The sequence below is a fragment of the Enterobacter hormaechei subsp. xiangfangensis genome (assembly GCF_001729785.1).
GTDB classification, from domain to species: Bacteria; Pseudomonadota; Gammaproteobacteria; order Enterobacterales; family Enterobacteriaceae; genus Enterobacter; species Enterobacter hormaechei_C.
In genome coordinates, this window is the sequence record NZ_CP017183.1 from 2491641 (window position 1) to 2510977 (window position 19337).

Below are 19337 nucleotides of genomic sequence, written 5' to 3' on the forward strand. Positions count from 1 at the left end.
CACGGTGTTCGGGAAGGTGGCTGTCAACAAATATTGACAGCCCGCACGATTAGTAAACAAAACCTCACTGAGCAGGTTTTTTATTGAGCGTCTCTTTAAGCTGGCCAATCAATTCGCGACGGAAATCCCCCAGCCGCGGCTTATCGCCATCGATCCAGGGGAGTGGACGACAAACCTCCATCGCTTTGATACCCAGGCGTGCCGTCAGCAGACCGGCACCAATCGCCTGCGCCGCCCGGGCAGAGAGACGCGCCGCAAGATCCTGCGACATCCAGTCCATCCCGACCTCCCGTACCAGTTCGCTTGCCCCGGCGAAGGCGATATTCAGCAACACCAGTTTGAACAGGCGCAGTCGGCTGTAATAGCCAAGCTCAATGCCGTACAGCCTGGCGATGCGGTTGATCAGACGCAGGTTGCGCCAGGCGATAAAGGCCATGTCCACCATTGCCAGCGGACTGACGGCGATCATCAGGGTAGATTCCGCCGCCGAACGGCTGATCTCACGACGAGCCTGCGCATCCAGTACCGGCTGAACAATGTGCGCATAGAGCGTGACCACTTCCTGGTCATTCTGGGTTTCGTGGATCGCCGCATACCAGCGCTGAAGCGCCGGGTGAGAGTGATCTATCCCGGCCTGAGCCGCAAGCTTTTCACAAAAAGCACGCCCTTTTCCTGTGCCGTGACTGTGCAGCAGATCCCGCGCTTCATCGCGTTCGTGGGCACGCTGACGCAAACGCCAGAGGCGACGCCACTCGCTGACGACTGAGCCAACGCCCGCACCAACAATCAACGCCCCGGCGGCGCATCCCCCCAGCGCCACCCAGTCCTGCGTTTGCCAGGCATTGACGCCCCACTGCACGCCCTGGCCGATTACGCTCACACCAAAAAGGGCTAACCCGGCGGTCACCATCTTACGCCACAGGCTGCGTTTCGGGCGCAGTGCCGCATCAACCACCGCTTCCGCCTGCCCCTCTTCAACCATCGGCTCGTCTGCCAGCACGGGAGCAAAGTTGTCGGCCTGCGGGCCGCTGAAGGTTTGCGCCGTTTTAAACGCCTCATGCGGGGACTGCTCAAGCTGGCCGGTAAAATCAATGCGTGGTTTTAACGGTTCCGTCATCGCAATTTATCTCCAATTAAAAACTCCAGCGCGGCATCCAGACGGATATGCGGCAATGGCTGGTCAACGTTCATGCTCTGCGGACGGAAGGCTTCGAACTGAAAACCCTGGCTTTGCCAGAATGCCTGGCCCGGCAGACGCGCCGGAACTTCCCCCGGATAGACCGTGAGCGGCTCACCGTCGCTGAGACGGTTGCCCCGCAGGGCCGGAATTTTCTCGCCATTCAGGTCAATCAACCCACTCTGCGTTGCCTGTACGGACGCCAGCCCCAGACAGTCCATGCTGATCCCTTCGAAGGCCGCATTCTGCCAGGCATCCTGCACCAGCTGTTGCAGCAGGGATACCATGTTGGCGTGCTGATCGACCGTCACATGGTCAGCTTTTGTGGCGGCAAACAGCAGCTTGTCGATGACCGGCGAGAACAAACGGCGAAACAGCGTACGCTGGCCATAATGAAAGCTTTGCATCAGCTGCGTCAGCGCCAGCCGCATATCATTGAACGCCTGCGGCCCGCTGTTGAGCGGTTGCAGGCAGTCCACCAGCACGATCTGGCGGTCAAAGCGTAAAAAGTGATTTTTATAAAAGCCCTTAACCACCTTCTCACAGTAATAATTGTATCGCTCGCGGAGCATACCGGCGTTGGTGGTCTTGTCCGCCTGCGCCAGTTTCGATTCGCCGATGCTGTCAACGTCCGGCCACGGGAAAAACTGTAGCGCGGGAGCACCGGCTAAATCACCCGGCAGAACGAAGCGGCCCGGCTGAATGAAATGCAACCCCTCCTGCTTGCACTGATGCAGGTAATCCGTCCAGGCTTCGGCTATGACGGCCAGACGGTTTTCATCCGCCGGCGCCAGCGGGTCCAGCCCTTCGCAAAGCTGGCGCCATTTGGTCGACCACTCTGCCCGCTGCCCCTGCAACAAACCGGTCATCTGTCGGGACCAGTTCAGGTAATCCTGCGCCAGCATCGGTAAATCGAGCAGCCATTCTCCCGGATAATCCACAATTTCGAGATAGAGCGTGGACGTTTCTTTGAAGTGACGCATCAGGGATTCATTCGAGCGGAAACGCAGCGCAAGACGGATTTCGCTCACGCCACGCGTCGGGGTGGGCCAGGCGGGAGGTTCCCCGTATAACTGCGCCAGACCTTCATCATAGGTGAAACGGGGGATGCCAAAATCACGTTGCGGTACGCGTTTCACCCCCAGCAACCGCTCCTCGCGCACTGCGCTAAGCAGTGGCAGGCGCGCCCCTGCATGCAGGTTCAACAGCTGATTGACCATCGCCGTAATGAATGCTGTCTTACCGCTGCGGCTCAGCCCCGTCACGGCAAGACGCAAATGGCGATCAACGCCACGGTTCACCAGAGAATTGAATTCGTTTTTAAGTCGCTTCATCGCCGTCCTTCATTGCCTGGAACCCTGAAAAAAGTCACTTCAGAATACAGTAAATTGGGGCAGATCGTTGATTATCAATTCTTAATTATTGCTATTGCCGTTTTCTCTCCAGTAAGATGGGCGCAATTGCTGTCCGTCTGGAGTGAGTAAGGTGTATGTCACCCACCATCTATGATATTGCCCGCGTTGCTGGCGTTTCGAAATCAACCGTGTCGCGCGTTCTGAATAAACAAACGAATATTTCTCCTGAAGCGCGCGAAAAGGTGTTGAAGGCGATAGAAGAATTAAATTATCAACCGAATAAACTTGCCCGCGCACTCACCTCTTCTGGCTTCGACGCCATTATGGTTATTTCGACCCGTTCAACCAAAACCACCGCAGGGAATCCGTTTTTCTCTGATGTACTGCATGCCATAACGGCAAAAGCAGAAGAAGAAGGTTTTGATGTTATTTTACAAACGTCCAAAAGCAGCGAAGATGATCTGCAAAAATGCGTGGGTAAAATAAAGCAGAAGATGATCAAAGGGATCATCATGCTAAGCTCGCCGGCGAACGAGTCTTTTTTCGCGACGCTGGACGAATACGGTGTGCCCGTGGTCGTTATTGGTAAAGTGGAAGGCAATTACCAGAATATCTATTCTGTCGACACGGATAATTTCCACGACAGCGCCATATTAACCGACTCATTTATCACACATGGTCGCACTAAAATTGCCTGCCTGCATGCCCCTCTCGATTATCACGTTTCTATCGATCGCCTGGCGGGCTATAAATCGAGCCTTGAGAAGCACGGTATTGCGATTAATCCGGACTGGGTTATTGATGGCGGATATACCCATGAAAGCGCGCTTCAGGCGGCCTGTCAGCTACTCTCATCAGACAACCCGCCTGATGCGGTTTTTGCGACGGACAGCATGAAATTGCTGAGTCTTTATCGTGCCGCGGATGAGCTAAATCTGACGATCCCGGAACAGGTCGCAATGGCAGGATACAGCGACCCGATGCTATCTCTCATTTTAACCCCTGCACCAGGCGGTTTTGATATCCCCACGAGAAAGCTGGGCGAAGAGAGCTGCGATTTGTTGTTCAGGTGCATTGCGGGTAAACCTGCCCCGCATAAGGTATTGGTTGAAACGCATTTTTCAGATGCGGCTTCATTACGCTAAAAACCAGGGGCAAACGCCCCTGGTAACATCCTGTCAGAACGCGTAATTCACGCCGATCCCCGCATAGTGGAAGCGATCGTTTTCGCCTTCGTCATGGTTTTCCCATTCGTAGGCATATTCCAGCGTCATGGAAAGGCCATTCGCAAAGTCATAAGCATAGAGCAATCCCAGACGATTGAAATCATGCCCTTCACGTGTCGGATCGTCCTGCCAGTCCCAGTTTGTCCAGCGGTCAAGCCCAAGACGAGTATACGGCGTCAGGGTTGTCTGTCCTAATGAAACAGGCATATACGCACGGATTTCCTGAGTGGAGAATTCACCGTTATTACGTGAACTGTCCATATTGAAACCCCGCTCTAAATAGTAATTAACTTTTGCAGAGACGGTTTCGTTAATTGTCCAGGTAAAACCGGTTTCCGTTTCAACACGGCTGTCAGAATAACCGGTTTTTGCCAGGTCATTCGCAAACTGGTACATGGCAAACCATCCGCCAAAACGCCAGTCATCGGTTAATTTTACATCCCAGTCCGGTTGAATTTTATAGCGCTGCATATTTGCGCTGCCCGCTTTCGCGCCATCCTCATCTTTGAAATGATAGCTGTAATTACGGAAACCACCCGTCAGTCCCAGCGTGAAATCATCGGTACCAATAATACGATAGCGTAATTCTACTTCGGGACGATCGAAATAGGTGCCGCGCGTCATGCTACTGTAATCAACCGGCCCTTCCTGATACATAGCCAGCGAAATGGTCCATGCATCCCAAGTGGCATTAAACCACACGGAGGGTTCATATAATCCATCTTTATCGTCGGCCTGACCTTCGACGTTTTCAATTTCATACATGGCGCCAATATTAAATTCCCACTGTTTGGCTGATTCAGTTGCTTGCGCGCAGCTCACCCCTGCGCACAGGACGAGCGCAGCACTTCTTAGTAGAGTACTCATTAAAATATTCCTTTATAATTAACATACAAAAAACCGGAAACTTTCATTTCCGGCGAACACCTTTCTTATCTAATAGCTGTTTCAGTATCAGCATCGAAGAAATGGCACTTATTCATATCGAACTGGATGCCGATATTATCTCCGGCAACGTAATCATCCGCCGCTCCCGCACGGACAACCAGTTCATGCCCACCCACGGTGGCATAAAGCATAAATTCAGCCCCGGTCAGCTCAGCAACGCTGATCTCCGCCGTGATGTTTTCGCCGCTTCGCTGTACGGTGAGAATATCTTCCGGACGGATCCCAAAGACAACCGCTTTACGCTGGTAACCTTGCGCATTCAGTACGGACAGCTTGTCCTCCGGGATCTCCAGACGCAGCGTTTCCGTCACAAAATAGCGGTCGTCGATTGCGCCACGAATGAAGTTCATCGCCGGTGAGCCAATAAATCCTGCAACGAACATATTCGCCGGCTCGTTGTAGACCTGCTTCGGCGCGCCCACCTGCTGAATGATGCCGTCCTTTAAAATCACGATGCGGGTCGCCATCGTCATGGCTTCCGTCTGATCGTGCGTCACGTAAATCATGGTGGTATTAAGCTTCTGATGCAGCTTGCTGATTTCAGCGCGCATCTGCACACGAAGTTTGGCATCGAGGTTGGATAAGGGCTCATCCATCAGGAACACCCCCGCTTCGCGCACTATCGCCCTGCCTAACGCCACGCGCTGACGCTGACCGCCGGACAACGCGCCAGGTTTACGCTGGAGATAATCGCGCAAGCCCAGGATCTGTGCCGCCCAGGTAACGCGTTCTTCAATGACGGAGGGCGCAATTTTTTGCATTTTCAGGCCAAACGCCATGTTGTCGTAGACCGTCATATGCGGATAGAGCGCATAGTTCTGGAAGACCATCGCGATATCACGGGACTTTGCGGGAACATCATTCATGCAAACCCCGTCAATAATCAGTTCACCCGCGCTGATCTCCTCGAGGCCGGCAATCATTCGCAGCGTCGTGGATTTCCCACAGCCCGATGGACCGACGAAGACGATAAATTCTTTGTCTTCAATTTCGAGGTTGAAATCCTTCACCACGTGGACCTGGTTATCATAAATTTTCTGAATGTGTTTCAGAGACAGTTGAGCCATTATTAATTCCTTATCAATACGCCCGGGATGCCCAGAACGCCGTCAGGCGTTCCCAGGTCAGTTCCTGCGTTGAATGAAGTTGTAATCCCGCATGGTTCAGGCCAGGCCCAATCCCGACCGACAGCATTCCTGCGGCGTTGATCGCATCTACCCCTGCGGCGGCATCTTCGATACCAATGGCCTCTTCAGGACGCACGTTCAGTCCTTTACAGGCCGCAAGGAAGATTTCCGGGTCCGGCTTTGAGCGGCTAATACGCGAAGCATCGGCGCAAAAATCGAAAGCCTGATGAATACCCAACGCGTGCAAAATCCCAGGAGCATTAAGCGATACGGATGCCAGGCCAATTTTGACGTTCGCGGCGCGAATATCCGCCAGCACGTCGCGAATACCCGGCAGCAGCGAATCCTGCGTCAGTGATGCCAGCGACTGGACGTAAAGCGCGTTTTTTTTCGTCGCCAGCGCCAGGCGCTGCTCGTCACTGAACATCCCCTCTTTCCCGCCATGTTTCAGAATGCGCTGGAGGGAGTCCATACGGCTTATTCCCTTCAGCTGTTCGTTAAATACTTCATCGAAGGTGATACCAATCTCCTCCGCCACGGCGCGCCAGGCCAGAAAGTGAAGATGCGCGGTATCGGTGATCACCCCGTCCAGATCGAATACAACAGCGTTAAGCGTCATGGCGCCCCTCCGTGGTAGCGGTCCCATTAACAGGTACAAGAAAGTTCTTACGCTCACAGACCTTTCGCCCTGAAACATGCAGCGTTTTACCCCACAGCGTCAACGTGACAGGTGCGGTGGTTTCAATGGTTAACTGGTCATCTTCACAGGTAATGTGCATTGTTGCGCCCCGCCACCGCAGCGGGAAGGCGAGTTTCTGCCAGTGAGCAGGCAGCTTCGGCGCAAGATGCAGCTCCCCTTCGCTAATGTGCAGGCCAGCAAATCCCTGAATGGCGCCCAACCAGATCGCACCGGTGGCGGCGGCATGAATACCGTCATCACTGCTGTGCGGGTCGTCCCCCAGGTCGATGGCAATCCCATCGCGCCAGAAGGCATACGCCCCCTCGGTGTCACCGCAGCGTGCGAGCACAATGCCGTGAATGGCTTTACTCAGGGATGAATCATGGATCGTGCGTGGCTCGTAGAAGGCCAGATTGGCGGCACATTGCTGCGGCGTAAACCGTTCCGGCAGCAGGTAGTTAAGCATCACCACGTCGGCCTGCTTCAGGATCTGCATCTCGTTCACTTCCGCGCGAGAGTAATCAAGCAGAATGGTTTGCTTACCCGCTTTGGCTTTAAAGCGGCTCAGATCGATGGCAGGTTTTGCCATGAAGGTATCATCCTGCGGGATCACACCCTCTGCGTCGGCCTCTGGCAGCCACAGGCGCGCCAGAAACGTCCCGGCATTCTCCGTAAAACGCGCATCTTCACGCCCAAACATCGCCATAAACTGACGCGCGCAGGCAACGTTGTGCCAGGCCAGATAGTTGGTGTAGGCGTTGTTGTTGACATGCTCGGTGTATTCATCCGGTCCGATTACGTCATGGATCTCAAGACGACCATTAATTTCCGTCGCGCGTCCCATCCAGAACGAAGCGGTTTCCATCAGCAGCGTCAGGCCCTCATTGCGCATAAAGGCATCGTCGTGTGTTGCCTGCCAGTAAGCGACAACGGCCCAGGCAATATCTGCCACGATGTGATGTTCAGCGAGTGCGGAGGCGACCTTCTGGCGAACCCCGGTGCGGATGTTAATGGCTGCGAATTCTGGCGTCTCTTCTTGTCCACTGGCGGCGCTTTCCCACGGGAACAACGCGCCCGGCCAACCGTTACGCCGTGCTTTTTCACGCGCGCCCGAAAGATTCAACCAGCGATAGCGCAGCAGGCTGCGGGCAATCTGTGGACGGGTAAACAGATGGAACGGCAGCAGGAAAATTTCGGTATCCCAGAAGACGTGTCCCTTATACCCCTCACCCGTCAGCCCTTTAGCCGCAATACTGCTTCGCTCATCATGAGCAGGCGTCATTGTCGTCAGGTGCCAGACGGCGTAATCCAGCGCCAGCTGATCCTGCTGTTCTGCACACGTCACTTCCACCCGAGCATCACGCCAGACCGCTTCCCAGGCGTACGCTGAGCTTTCAAGCAACGCATCGTAGCCTCTTGCCGCGCAGACTTTGAGATCGGCCAGCGCGTTGCGGGCGAAAGACTCCTGTGAGATCGCTTTATCGCTGCGATGCGTCAGCCAGACAATCTTCTCAAGTGTGACAGTGTCACCTTGCGTAATGGTCAGAGAATGATGAACGCTGAGGCGACGATTTTTGGCGGTGAAACAGCTGTCGCTCTTAGCGGAGAGCTGACAAAACGCCGAAACAACAACTTCAGACGCCCGGTCCTGCGTTTCATACACACCCTGCATGTAGTGCTGGTCAAAAACCCTGACCGAGATTTCATCCAGATGCTGCCTGCCGCTGTTCGTCTGTGTCGCATCTATGCCGGTTTTCAGCACGGCCTGAGCGGCGCCATCAAGCGGTGTAATCGAGAGCTGCATTGCCACTAAGGGCAACTGGTCCAGCGAAACAAAACGACGGCTCTCGAGGCGATAGCGTTTTCCGTCCGGCGAACGCCAGACAACGTTACGATGCAGTTCGCCGTTAGCAAAGGCCAGCTCGCGTTGCCACTCAAGAATTTCGCCTGAAAGGAGCGTGAAATTGACGCCGTCCAGCTCAACTTCACCCCCGGTGACATCCGGCAGATTGATCAGCTCTGTGGTTTCGTTGCGTCCCGCGCGATGATACAGCCCCGCGAGATACATGCCTCTGGTCTGCTGGGTGTAATCTTCTTCATGCGTGGCGCGAATGCCCATGTAGCCATTGCCGCAGGCCATAATGGACGCGTACTTATTCAGGCTATGCGGGCAAAAGCCCGGATCGGTTAATACAGACTGGTTCAGCATAACGTCACGCTTTCCCCTGTTTCCGCGGCTTCATATAACGCCGCGACTAATTGCTGGATCACCAGCCCCTGCTCCGCATCGGCAATCATGACCGGCTCGCCCATTACGTGGCGAACAAACGCGTCCATACTGCGCAGATGTCGGCGACCGTCAGCCTCTTCCCGCTGGGTCAGCGTCTGTAAAACTCCGGCTTCGTCGTTATAAATGTGTGCCGGGAACAGCGTTGCACCCGCCTTCTCACCGCAGAAAGAGACGTTCATGATCGACTGCTCGCGGATATTAAGCGCAAAAGAGGTGTCCAGACGCAGAATGCCACCGTTGCAAAACTCAATCGTGCCAAACAGGGCATCCTCTACGGTAAACTGCGCAGGATCCCATTCGCCAAACTGGCCGGTGTGTTTACGGTTCCCCAGTCTCTGGAAGCTGTGCGCGGTTACCCGCTTCACGGGCGGGAAACCCAGCACATACATCGCGGCATCCAGCATGTGAATGCCGATATCGATCAGCGGCCCGCCGCCCTGGAGCGATTTATTGGTGAAAACGCCCCACCCCGGCACACCGCAACGACGCAGCGCCTGCGCGGAGGTGAAGTAAATTTCACCGAGCGTTCCGTTCATTACCGCATCGCGCAGGAGCTGGGTATCCAGCGCAAAGCGATGGTGAAAATCGTACGCGAGGACTTTTCCGGCCTTGCGCGCCGCGAGACGCATCTCATCCGCCTGGTGCGGCGTCATCGCCGGCGGCTTTTCACACATCACATGACAACCTGCTTCGAGAGCCGCCATCACATGTTCAAAATGGAACCGGTTAGGCGAACAGACGCTCACCACATCCGGTTTTACTTCCTGCAACATCTCGTGAGCGTCCTGCCATGCCGATGGAATAGCATAACGTTCCGCGAACGCCTGTGCCTGCTCAAGGCGGCTGTCCATGACAGCCACCATTTGAACATCACTGCGCGTGGCGTAATACGAGGCATGCACTTTGTCTGCAACCTGCCCGGCGCCAATGATGGCGACGCGCAGAGGCAAAGGTGTAGAAGCACTCATCACGCTCGTCATCCTTAGCATTCACGCAAGTAAGTGAGAGAGTCCTTATAGGCCTGAGCCGGATCGTCGGCACGCACCCGGCACTCGTACACGACGTAACCCTGATAATTATCGGCACGCAGCTGATCGAACAGGCTGGCGAAATCGAGGCTGCCGCTGCCCGGCTGATAGCGGTGGTTATCAGCAATGTGCACATGACCCAGCAGGTCGCGGTTCTGATGCAGCGCTTCCGTCAGGGAGTCTTCTTCAATATTCATGTGGTAGAAATCACCGATGATCTGCACGTGCTTCAGGCCGTTCTCTTCGATATAACGACGCGCGTCGGCCAGAGTGTTGATCATATGATCCTGATAGCGGTTCAGCGGCTCCAGGTAGACGGTAGTACCGGTGCGCGCTGCCACCTCATCCAGCCAGCGCAGGGAAGCGCTGACCGCTTTGCGATCGCCGTCCAGACTACGTGGCGAAGTCATTGGCGGCAGACGGAAGGTAAACATCCCCCAGGCAGCCGGAACGATAATCCCCTTTCCGCCCACTTCTGCCAGCGCTTCCAGAATGCGTTCAATCTGCTGTAGACCGTTCAGGCGGCGTTCTTCAATGAAATCCCCGATCCAGCCATCGTATCCGCCACAAGCCGTCGTGACCGGCAGGCCGGTGGCTTTGATAGCCGCTTTTACTTCGTCGAGGTTTTCCACCAGCAGTCGGCCATCAATTTCGTAGCCATCAAATCCCATCGCTTTGATGTATTCGAATTTTTCCATGATAGCGGTCGGGAAAAAGGCCTGGTTTTGTGTTGCGATTTTCATGATTGCTGTCCTTAGCTTAAAAAGTGACGCCCATTTTGATACTGAGTTCCGGGTGCTGATCGACATACTTCATATAGCTTTCCGGGCTGGTGGTGAAGGTGACGACCGGGTCGATCAGATCTTCGCAATTGAGATAACCGTTCATCAGCAATTCCCAGCAGGTCTCTTCAATACGCTTGCGGCTCCAGCGCGGATAATCCGGGTTGGGTTCACTGCATGCGCGGGAGAAGACAATTTTGGCGTTATTGAAGTGTGCTTCGCGACCAAGGTTGAAGCCTGCCGCAAACGGCTTGGCGAAAGCCACGTAGGAGATCGTTCCACCGTAGGCGAGACCGCGCAGCGCAGATTGCAGCGCATCTGCAAATCCGCTGGTTTCGATGATCACATCGGCGCCCTGCTTGCCGGTCAGTTTCTTAATTTCCAGACCGACATCGGTACCGATTGGGTTCAGGCAGTGGTCCGCACCGTGACGGCGGGCGATCTCACAGCGATGTTCGATAGGATCGACACCAATAATCACTGACGCGCCGGCTTTTTTCGCCAGCTGAATCGCAATCTGGCCAATCGCGCCCAGCCCCACAACCACGACGAAATCCCCTACGCGGACGTTAGCATCACGCACGCCGCTCATGGCGAACTGCGCCGGATCGTAGCAAACGGCGTTTTTCCAGGATGCGCCCTGCGGCATTTTGCGCAGCTTATAGTTGTTCACCGCGTTTACGATGACCGTTTCCTGCAACGGGCCGTAGCAGCAGACGCTGTCGCCGATCTGGTATTCCGTCACGTCCGCACCACATTCGATAATGTCGCCGACGATCATGTTCCCCAGCTGGAATTTACCAAATTCGATGCCGCGCGCTGCACCTTTTTCACGCGGGGTAAACATCTGCCACTCAGCGTTGAACTCTTCATCGATGAACGGGCTTGCCGCGCGGAAATCCACGACTTCGGTGCCGTGTTTCGGGGCACCATAACGGGCACGAATCTTCACCTCATGTGCTGCAACAGGACGATCTTCGTATTCCACCAGCGCCGCTACACGAGGCGCTGTCGCAACTAATTTTTTCATGACTGACTCCTTGTTAATATCGGCCGCCTCAGCCCTTCACGCCGCCGGCGGTCAAACCACTTTTAATGAAACGTTCAGACAGGGCATACATAATGACGACCGGAAGTGCCGTTACCAGCGATGCCGCCATCATGCGACCCCAGATGTAATCTGGCGTACTGAAGAGCGTGTTCAGCCCCACCGGCAACGTGAAGTTGCTGGCGCTGGACAGGAAAATGGAGGCGAACAGATAGTCATTCCACGCCACCATGAAGCAGTAGACAAAGACCGACACCAGACCCGAGATCGCCAGCGGGACGGTGATGCGGAAGATGATTTGCAGGCGGTTCAGGCCGTCCATCATCGCGGCTTCTTCGATTTCGTCCGGGATGGTGTCGAAATAGCTGCGCAGCATAAAGACCGCGGTAGGCAACGTCTGCGTCACCATGGTGATGATCAGCGCCAGTTCGGTGTCATAAATGCCGAGCGCGGTGATGATTTTGAACAGCGGCACCACCAGCAGGATCCCGGAGAACATATAGACGGTGTAGAAGCTCGCATTGATCGTCGTACGCCCTTTAAAGCGCAGTTTGGATAACGCATATGCGCCCAGCGTGCCGAGAAACACCGCAATGACCGAGGAGGTCAGCGACACCACCATGCTGTTACGGAAGTAATCCACAAACGGGAAAATCAGCGGGTTAAAGATGTCGATGTAGTGCTGTAGCGTCCACTCCTGCGGCAGAATGGTCGGGTGCAGCGAGATCGCCTCTTTCGCGCTTTTGAATGACGTCATCAACATTACAAAAAACGGAAACAGCGTGATAATCAGGAATACCGCCAGTCCCAGATAAAAACCGATACGGCCCAGAACGCGTTTATTTGTTGCCATTGAGGTTTACCCTTTTTCTGGTCAGCAGAATGACCGCGAAGATGATCACAAACAGCACAACGGAAATGGCGGCTGCTTTACCCAGGTCATTGAACGCAAAGGCGGTTTTGTAGAGATATACGCCCAGAATGTCGACCTTGGTGGTGAGCAGATACACATCCGCAAACATGTAGAACATCCAGATGGTTCGCAGCGTGACCACCGTGGCCAGCACCGGCATGATGGCGGGCAACGTCACGATACGAAAACGCTGCCAGGCATTCGCCCCGTCCATCTCTGCCGCTTCGTACAATGATTTATCAATGGTCTGCAAAATTGCGAGGAACGAGATAAAGGCGTACGGGAAGTAACGCCAGATGGCGAACAGCACAACCAGGACAAAACTGCTGCCAGGATTATCGAACCACAGCGGCGCCTGATCGTAGAGATGCAGCAGATCAACGCCCAGGTAGTTCACAATCCCGTAGCCGTTGTTGAACATGTATTTCCAGGCAAATACCAGTGAAATAGACGGCGTCACGTAGGACAGAATCACCAGTGAACGTGCCGTTTTCCGCATGCGGAATTCACGGTTAAAGAAGATCGATACGGCCAGTCCCAACCCGGTGCTGCCGAGCACGACCAGGGCCGTATACCAGAACGTCATCCACAGGGAGTGCCAGAACGCAGCATCGCCCAGAATGCGAATGTAGTTATCCAGGCCGACGAACACCGCATCAATACGCGGGTTCAGCGGTAAACGTAAAAAACTGATTTCAATGTTGGAAATCATTGGCCAGGCCACCAGGCCCCCCAGCAAAATCAGGCTGGGGGCCAACAGCAGCATGGCGAAAGGCATATCTGAACGACCAGAAAACAACGTCTTCATAATTCCCTTCGCAAAGCGCTCCTATCGTTGTGAGATCAGGTCAGTCAGTTTCTTCTGGCTGTTGCTTAACGTCGCATTGAGATCTTTTTGTCCCACCGTTACGTTATGCACCATGGAACTGATAATGCCGGACCCGGTAACATCTCCCATGCGGGTAAAGTTTTTGTCGCCTACGGCGCCAAATACCTGGACGTTCGGGAACTGCGCAATCAGCTCGTAAGGCAGTTGACCAAAGGCTTTGATCACGTCGTTGTTTTTCCAGCTCTCAGTGCCCACCACGAGTTTGTTCACCGGCAGCGCCGCACCAGGGGACATCATCACCCAGTCAGACGCGTTTTGAGCCTGCTCCATCCAGGTCACAAATTTTTCTGCCGCCTGCGTTTCCTCTTCGGTCTGGCCGGTCGTGATCGTCAACGAGGTGATCATGCCGTACACGGCTGATGATTTTTCCGTCGGGACCACGAACCCCAGGTTGGCCGGATTGCCATCTTTGTAGACCGCGGGCAGGATATAGGTGGAGTAAACGGCCATCGGCGCAGAGCCGTTCATGAAGGCGTCTTTGATCTCCATGACATCATTCGAGCCCGGCATGGTGTTCGCGGCCAGTGCCCGATAAAACGCCAGCGCTTTCGACATTTCAGGGGTATCGATTTTCACGTTGCCGTTTGCATCAAAGACGTTGGCTCCGCCTGACAACGCAAACTGCGAGAAAGCCTGCTCGGTCATGACGCTTTCTGCGGTTGGCAGCGCGATACCGTAATGTTTTTTCGCCGGATCGTTGAGCGCCTGACTGGCCTTCAGCAGTTGCTCCCAGTTGTGCGGCTCTTCGATTCCTGCTGCCGCGAGCGCATCTTTGTGATACCAGACGCCGGACAGCCAGGCGCTAACCGGCACCCCCGTCCATGCCTTGCCGTCTTCAGTGCGAACAACGCGTAAAATGCCGTCATAAAAGGTATCTTCACCGACGGCTTTAATCGCGTTGCCGATCGCGTCACGGTCCAGCAGTTGCTCTTTATCCATGACTTTGGCGTAGTCATGGCTGACTTCAATTACTTCCGGCAGCGCGCCGGTACGGGCCAACGTAATGACCTTGGTGTTATAGGCATCTTCCTCAACGGGTACCTGTTTCACCGTAATAGTCGGGTTCTCTTTCTCGAATTTTTCGATCAGTTTCGTAATAACTGCCTGACGCTCCTGTTCTACCGACGAGTGCATAAACTCAATGGTGACCTGAGATGCTTTATCGTCCTTACAGCCTGATAACAGGGCGCACGAAACCAGTGCTGATAACAGCACAATTTTGGGCATTTTCATTTTAGGGTCCTTTTTAGTTTTCTTTAATCCACATTACCTGCCATGGATTGAGGTTCAGTTCCGTACCGCTAATATCGTGTCCTGATAGTAATTCCCTACCAAAGAGCGTTTGTCCATAAATGGTCTGCATTTTATTGCTAAAATTAAATAATGCTGTCATTCGCTCGCCATTTTCAGCAACACGAACAATTTTAAGGATATGTTCGCCGATTGCGTCAAAAATAGCCTGGCTATCCGGATGGAACGCACTCTCGCCGCGACGAATAGCAATAAACTCACTCAAACGAGAATAAATTTGATAACGTATACTCTTCTTATTATTGAGTTCCAGATCAACCTGACCTGCGGTGTATTTCTTCCTGTTTATTGCGCGGTTATATCCAAGACGTTCGACACCTTCATAATCGTTACGCGAACCGAGAATGCTTTGAATATATACAGCCGGTACGCCAGGAAAACTTAACAACACAGCATGCGCCAGGATGAACCGCGCAATGCGCTCATCATCTGAGCTGTCTCGCAAACTCAACGCATCAAGATAGGTGACATTAATTTCATAGGGGCTTCGCGTACCGTCAGGATTATTTTTCCAGTTGACCAGCGCGCCTTCCTGCTGAAGCTTTTCAACCAGCGAGAGGATCTCTGATTCCGGAAGGATGCCGCGTAACGGGTTCAAACCGATACCATCATGCGAGGCCAGGAAATTAAACCAGGTGGTATGAGTTGAAGGCAGCGCCAGTGACCCCGCCCACTGGCATAGGGCTTTAACATCCTGACGATGAACAGCATGCAGCACCAGCGGAGGTAAGGAAAACTGATAGACCATCTGGGCTTCATTTTCACCATCACCGAAGTAAGAGACATTGTCTTTGTGGGGAACATTTGTCTCAGTGATGATCACCGTTCCAGGCGCCACAGCGTCCGTAATGGCGCGGAACAGCTGGATAAGGCAATGGGTTTGTTCCAGATGGATACAGGTGGTTCCCGGGATCTTCCACATAAACCCGACCGCATCCAGACGGATATAACGCGCCCCTTCCATGAGGTAATGGAGCAGAACGTCAACCATGGCAATCAGCACCTGCGGCGAGGCGAAATTGAGATCGATCTGGTCATCGCTGAATGTGGTCCACAGATGACGAACGCTGCCATCATGAAGCGTGAACGGCGTCAGCAGCGGTAATGCGCGTGGACGCGTCACCGCGGATAAATCGGTTTCGGGGTCGACAGAAATAAAGAAATCTTCGTAGCCCGGCTTCTGCGCAAGATAATTAGCAAACCATTCGCTTTTCGCTGACATATGATTGCAAACGAAGTCAAACATTAAGCTGGCTGAATGTTTTAATTCCGCGACATCTCGCCAGGTTCCTGTTTCAGGAGCAACCTCGTGATAATCAATAACGGAAAATCCATCATCCGAAGACCACGGATAAAAAGGTAACAGATGGACATGGGAAAACGTACGAGAAAGCCATTCATTATAGAACCGGGTAAATACCGGCAACGCTTGCTCCCCTTTTGTGGAGAACTGATCGGCATAGGTAATCAGCACAACGTCTTTTTCATCCCAGCCTGACTTACGCTTTTCCGTAATATTAGTCGCCGCTTTTTCAAGCTTAGTTAATAACACGTTAAGGTGTGCATCTGAAAATGATTCACCGTAGATATGATTGATGAGTTTTTTAATTTTTGCGTTCACATTATTTTCCATGGTAGCGGTCCCACGGAGTGGCAATCTACTCCCATGAAAAATAACTGTCAACGGACCCGGGGGCAGAAAGCAGCATTCTCAGCGCAGCGCAACGCATTATTGTGAGCTGCCGCAAAGAAAGCAGAAAAGCAGAAGAAACGCAGAAAGGAAAGTCATGCCCCTTCTCTGGGGGAGAAAGGGCTTATGCGGGAGGATCTAGCGTGACAAGTAGCGCCGGGAAACGCGTTTTGCCAGTTTCTGTAACAGCGGCTCCAGAGCGACCGCCAGCATCATTCTGACCGGCTTGCGGGCAACAGACTTGATCGCCCAACCCGCCACACCGGCCGGGCCATAACGTAACGCCGTCATCAGAACCAGTTTACCTGCGATTTTCAGGCCGGGTTTTACCTTCTGACCGGCCTGTTGCCAGTTTTGTTTCATGTAAGTTCTCTCTTAAAGCTGACGAAAACGACTTCTCAGCGTAAAGGTATCGGAGGTGACATAACGTTCCATCTCGCGCAATCGCTTCTCCCCTGCGCTCAGCTGTTCATCCACCGCGTTCAGGAGATCGCTGCTGGTTGGCGTGTTCTCAGCATTCAGCTCACCTTCCGGCATAGGATCGAGTACAAACGACAGAATGATGTATGCCACCAGTGTAATAAAGGCCAGACCGAAGAAAATCGACAATACGGTGACCACACGCACCAGTTTTACCGGGACATCCAGATAGTGCGCCAGCCCGGCGCAAACGCCCCGAACCATGCCCTGCTGTGGGAGCCGCCACAGTTTTTTATTCAGATTCAGTCCAGCCATTACCGTTCCCTCCAGTTTGGGTGTTCCGCGTCCAGGATGGCTTCCAGCGCCTGAATACGTTCGCGCATTTTATTTGCCTCGGCAGAGAGCTGCGCCAGCCGCTGTTGTTCACTCTGCGACAGCTCACCGCGTGAAGAGCGGTTGCTGTAGTGCAGCCATAACCAGATGGGCAGAACAAACAGCACGAAAATGGTCAGGGGTATAGCCAGAAAAAGCGCGCTCATGTGTACTCCTTGTCTAACGATGCGGCACGCTCAGGTGCCGCAGGAATTATTATTGGTTGTCTTGTTTCATTTTGGCTTTCAGCGCAGCCAGTTGCTCGCTAATTTCATCATCGGCCTTCAGGTCAGCAAACTGCTGATCCAGGGTTTTCTGCTTACCGATGCTGTGGCTTTCGGCTTCCGCTTCCATGTGGTCGATACGACGTTCAAACGATTCGAAACGCGCCATTGCTTCATCCAGTTTGCCGCTGTCCAGCTGGCGACGCACGTCGCGGGACGAGCTTGCAGCCTGGTGGCGCAGCGCCAGCGCCTGTTGACGTGCACGGGTTTCGCTGAGTTTGTTTTCAAGCTCACCAATCTCTTTCTTCATACGCGTCAGAGTATCATCCACCAGCGTCACTTCATGTTCCAGCGTGGCAACCATGTAGGTCAGCTTCTGCTTCTCAATCAGCGCAGCGCGGGCCAGATCTTCTTTATCTTTACGCAGCGCCAGTTCCGCTTTTTCCTGCCACTCGTTAAGCTGGGCAGTCGCCTGCTCGATACGACGTGTTAACTGCTTTTTCTCTGCCAGCGCGCGGGCGGAGGTGGAGCGTACTTCAACCAGCGTGTCTTCCATCTCCTGAATCATCAGGCGCACCAGCTTCTGCGGATCTTCCGCTTTCTCCAGCAGCGAGTTGATGTTGGCGTTCACGATGTCGGCAAAACGAGAAAAAATACCCATAATTCAATCCTCAAAGTTCTGTTATCGGGCGATGCCCTGCTGAACAGATAATACAAATCCCATGCCAACTTTTTATCTTATTGATTTTACTCAATGTGATTGATGTTTATCCATCCAGCGGCTATTCTCACCTGGTGAATATCACTAAGGAGTGGTTAATTTCATCATGGCTGAATATAAAGATAATTTGCTTGGCGAAGCCAACAGCTTCCTGGAAGTGCTTGAACAGGTTTCGCGCCTCGCGCCGCTGAATAAACCGGTGCTGATTATCGGTGAGCGCGGAACGGGTAAAGAACTTATCGCTAACCGCCTGCACTTTCTGTCTGGCCGCTGGGACGGCCCTTTTATTTCCCTTAACTGCGCGGCGTTGAATGAAAATCTGCTCGACACCGAGCTGTTTGGTCATGAAGCTGGCGCCTTTACCGGCGCACAAAAACGCCATCCCGGACGCTTTGAGCGCGCCGATGGCGGAACGCTCTTTCTCGACGAGCTGGCGACCGCGCCGATGCTGGTGCAGGAAAAGCTGCTGCGCGTCATTGAGTATGGCGAACTGGAACGCGTTGGCGGCAGTCAGCCGCTCCAGGTTAACGTTCGCCTGGTGTGCGCTACTAACGCCGACCTGCCCGCGATGGTGGCAGAAGACAAATTCCGCGCCGACCTGCTGGACAGGCTGGCTTTCGATGTCGTTCAGCTGCCGCCGCTGCGGGAGCGGCGCAGCGATATCATGCTGCTGGCCGATCAATTTGCCATTCAGATGTGCCGGGAACTGGGTCTGCCGCTCTTTCCGGGCTTCAGCGAACGGGCCACCGGGACCCTGCTCGGTTACCACTGGCCGGGCAATATTCGTGAACTGAAAAACGTGGTGGAACGGTCCGTTTACCGGCATGGCAGCAGCGAGACCGAACTGGACAACATTATTCTCGATCCGTTTCGTCGCGAGGATAAACAGCCCCCGGCTCCGGCGACGCGCCAGCAGGATCCGGCGTTGCCGCTCGATTTACGCCAGTTCCAGCATCAGCAGGAAAAAAACTTGCTCGAGCAGAGCCTGAAAGAGGCGAAATATAATCAGAAACGGGCGGCTGAACTGCTGGGCCTGACCTACCATCAGTTAAGGGCATTGCTCAAAAAACATCAAATGCGCTGACATTATCAGCACTTACCCCCAGACATTTTTACGAAGCAGGCGTAAGTGCGATA

General features: G+C 53.8%; 19 protein-coding genes. 2 read left to right on the forward strand and 17 right to left on the reverse strand.

Annotation, left to right across the window (positions count from 1 at the left end; translation table 11 throughout):
• Positions 1-64 precede the first annotated feature (64 nt).
• Complete coding sequence (locus BFV63_RS11990; protein WP_048240675.1) at positions 65-1117, reverse strand: YcjF family protein; 1053 nt, start codon at positions 1115-1117, stop codon at positions 65-67.
• Positions 1114-2511: a YcjX family GTP-binding protein gene (locus tag BFV63_RS11995; RefSeq protein WP_045336517.1), complete on the reverse strand. Its 1398-nt coding sequence runs from the start codon at positions 2509-2511 to the stop codon at positions 1114-1116. Before BFV63_RS11995 ends, BFV63_RS11990 begins: the two co-directional genes overlap by 4 nt.
• Before the next feature lie 155 nt (positions 2512-2666).
• On the opposite strand from BFV63_RS11995, the gene BFV63_RS12000 reads away from it, so the two are divergent.
• A complete protein-coding gene (locus BFV63_RS12000; RefSeq protein ID WP_023324782.1) occupies positions 2667-3677 on the forward strand; it encodes a LacI family DNA-binding transcriptional regulator in 1011 nt (336 codons plus the stop codon).
• Between the two features lie 33 nt (positions 3678-3710).
• Here BFV63_RS12000 and BFV63_RS12005 read toward each other — a convergent pair whose 3' ends face one another.
• The 15 genes from BFV63_RS12005 to pspA all read right to left on the reverse strand — a co-directional run bounded on the left by BFV63_RS12005 (position 3711) and on the right by pspA (position 18140).
• The gene (locus BFV63_RS12005; protein WP_032609320.1) at positions 3711-4625 is read right to left on the reverse strand and encodes an OmpG family monomeric porin; all 915 of its coding nucleotides are present in this window, start codon (positions 4623-4625) and stop codon (positions 3711-3713) included.
• Positions 4626-4690: 65 nt separating this feature from the next.
• The gene (locus BFV63_RS12010; RefSeq protein WP_048240673.1) at positions 4691-5773 is read right to left on the reverse strand and encodes an ABC transporter ATP-binding protein; all 1083 of its coding nucleotides are present in this window, start codon (positions 5771-5773) and stop codon (positions 4691-4693) included.
• A 13-nt stretch (positions 5774-5786) separates the two neighbouring features.
• Complete coding sequence (gene pgmB, locus BFV63_RS12015; protein ID WP_048240671.1) at positions 5787-6452, reverse strand: beta-phosphoglucomutase; 666 nt, start codon at positions 6450-6452, stop codon at positions 5787-5789.
• A complete protein-coding gene (locus BFV63_RS12020) occupies positions 6442-8721 on the reverse strand; it encodes a glycoside hydrolase family 65 protein (protein ID WP_048240670.1) in 2280 nt (759 codons plus the stop codon). Before BFV63_RS12020 ends, pgmB begins: the two co-directional genes overlap by 11 nt.
• Positions 8715-9773: a D-glucoside 3-dehydrogenase gene (locus tag BFV63_RS12025; RefSeq protein ID WP_086598565.1), complete on the reverse strand. Its 1059-nt coding sequence runs from the start codon at positions 9771-9773 to the stop codon at positions 8715-8717. Before BFV63_RS12025 ends, BFV63_RS12020 begins: the two co-directional genes overlap by 7 nt.
• 11 nt (positions 9774-9784) lie before the next feature.
• Positions 9785-10573, reverse strand: a complete 789-nt coding sequence (locus BFV63_RS12030; RefSeq protein ID WP_003856868.1) for a 3-dehydro-D-guloside 4-epimerase — start codon at positions 10571-10573, stop codon at positions 9785-9787.
• 16 nt (positions 10574-10589) lie between these two features.
• On the reverse strand, positions 10590-11642 hold the full coding sequence (locus BFV63_RS12035; RefSeq protein WP_047055162.1) for a D-guloside 3-dehydrogenase: 1053 nt from the start codon (positions 11640-11642) through the stop codon (positions 10590-10592).
• 28 nt (positions 11643-11670) lie between these two features.
• Positions 11671-12513 carry a carbohydrate ABC transporter permease gene (locus BFV63_RS12040; protein ID WP_003856865.1) on the reverse strand — a complete coding sequence of 281 codons (843 nt, stop codon included), beginning with the start codon at positions 12511-12513 and terminating at the stop codon, positions 11671-11673.
• A complete protein-coding gene (locus tag BFV63_RS12045) occupies positions 12500-13381 on the reverse strand; it encodes a carbohydrate ABC transporter permease (protein WP_045346333.1) in 882 nt (293 codons plus the stop codon). The genes BFV63_RS12040 and BFV63_RS12045 overlap by 14 nt, the downstream gene beginning before the upstream one ends.
• Before the next feature lie 21 nt (positions 13382-13402).
• A complete protein-coding gene (locus BFV63_RS12050) occupies positions 13403-14695 on the reverse strand; it encodes an ABC transporter substrate-binding protein (protein ID WP_017693335.1) in 1293 nt (430 codons plus the stop codon).
• Positions 14696-14708: 13 nt separating this feature from the next.
• Positions 14709-16406, reverse strand: coding sequence for a sugar phosphorylase (locus BFV63_RS12055; RefSeq protein WP_048240668.1), 1698 nt, complete (start codon positions 16404-16406; stop codon positions 14709-14711).
• A gap of 195 nt (positions 16407-16601) precedes the next feature.
• Positions 16602-16826 (reverse strand): phage shock protein PspD, encoded by a 225-nt coding sequence (gene pspD, locus BFV63_RS12060; RefSeq protein ID WP_003856857.1) that lies wholly within the window; start codon positions 16824-16826, stop codon positions 16602-16604.
• Between the two features lie 12 nt (positions 16827-16838).
• Positions 16839-17198, reverse strand: coding sequence for an envelope stress response membrane protein PspC (gene pspC / locus BFV63_RS12065; RefSeq protein WP_045333121.1), 360 nt, complete (start codon positions 17196-17198; stop codon positions 16839-16841).
• Positions 17198-17422 carry an envelope stress response membrane protein PspB gene (gene pspB, locus BFV63_RS12070; protein WP_003856853.1) on the reverse strand — a complete coding sequence of 75 codons (225 nt, stop codon included), beginning with the start codon at positions 17420-17422 and terminating at the stop codon, positions 17198-17200. The genes pspC and pspB overlap by 1 nt, the downstream gene beginning before the upstream one ends.
• A gap of 49 nt (positions 17423-17471) precedes the next feature.
• On the reverse strand, positions 17472-18140 hold the full coding sequence (pspA, locus tag BFV63_RS12075) for a phage shock protein PspA (RefSeq protein ID WP_048240666.1): 669 nt from the start codon (positions 18138-18140) through the stop codon (positions 17472-17474).
• Positions 18141-18291: 151 nt separating this feature from the next.
• Between pspA and pspF the strand changes: the two genes are divergently transcribed.
• On the forward strand, positions 18292-19284 hold the full coding sequence (pspF, locus tag BFV63_RS12080) for a phage shock protein operon transcriptional activator (protein ID WP_160858845.1): 993 nt from the start codon (positions 18292-18294) through the stop codon (positions 19282-19284).
• Positions 19285-19337: the final 53 nt, after the last annotated feature.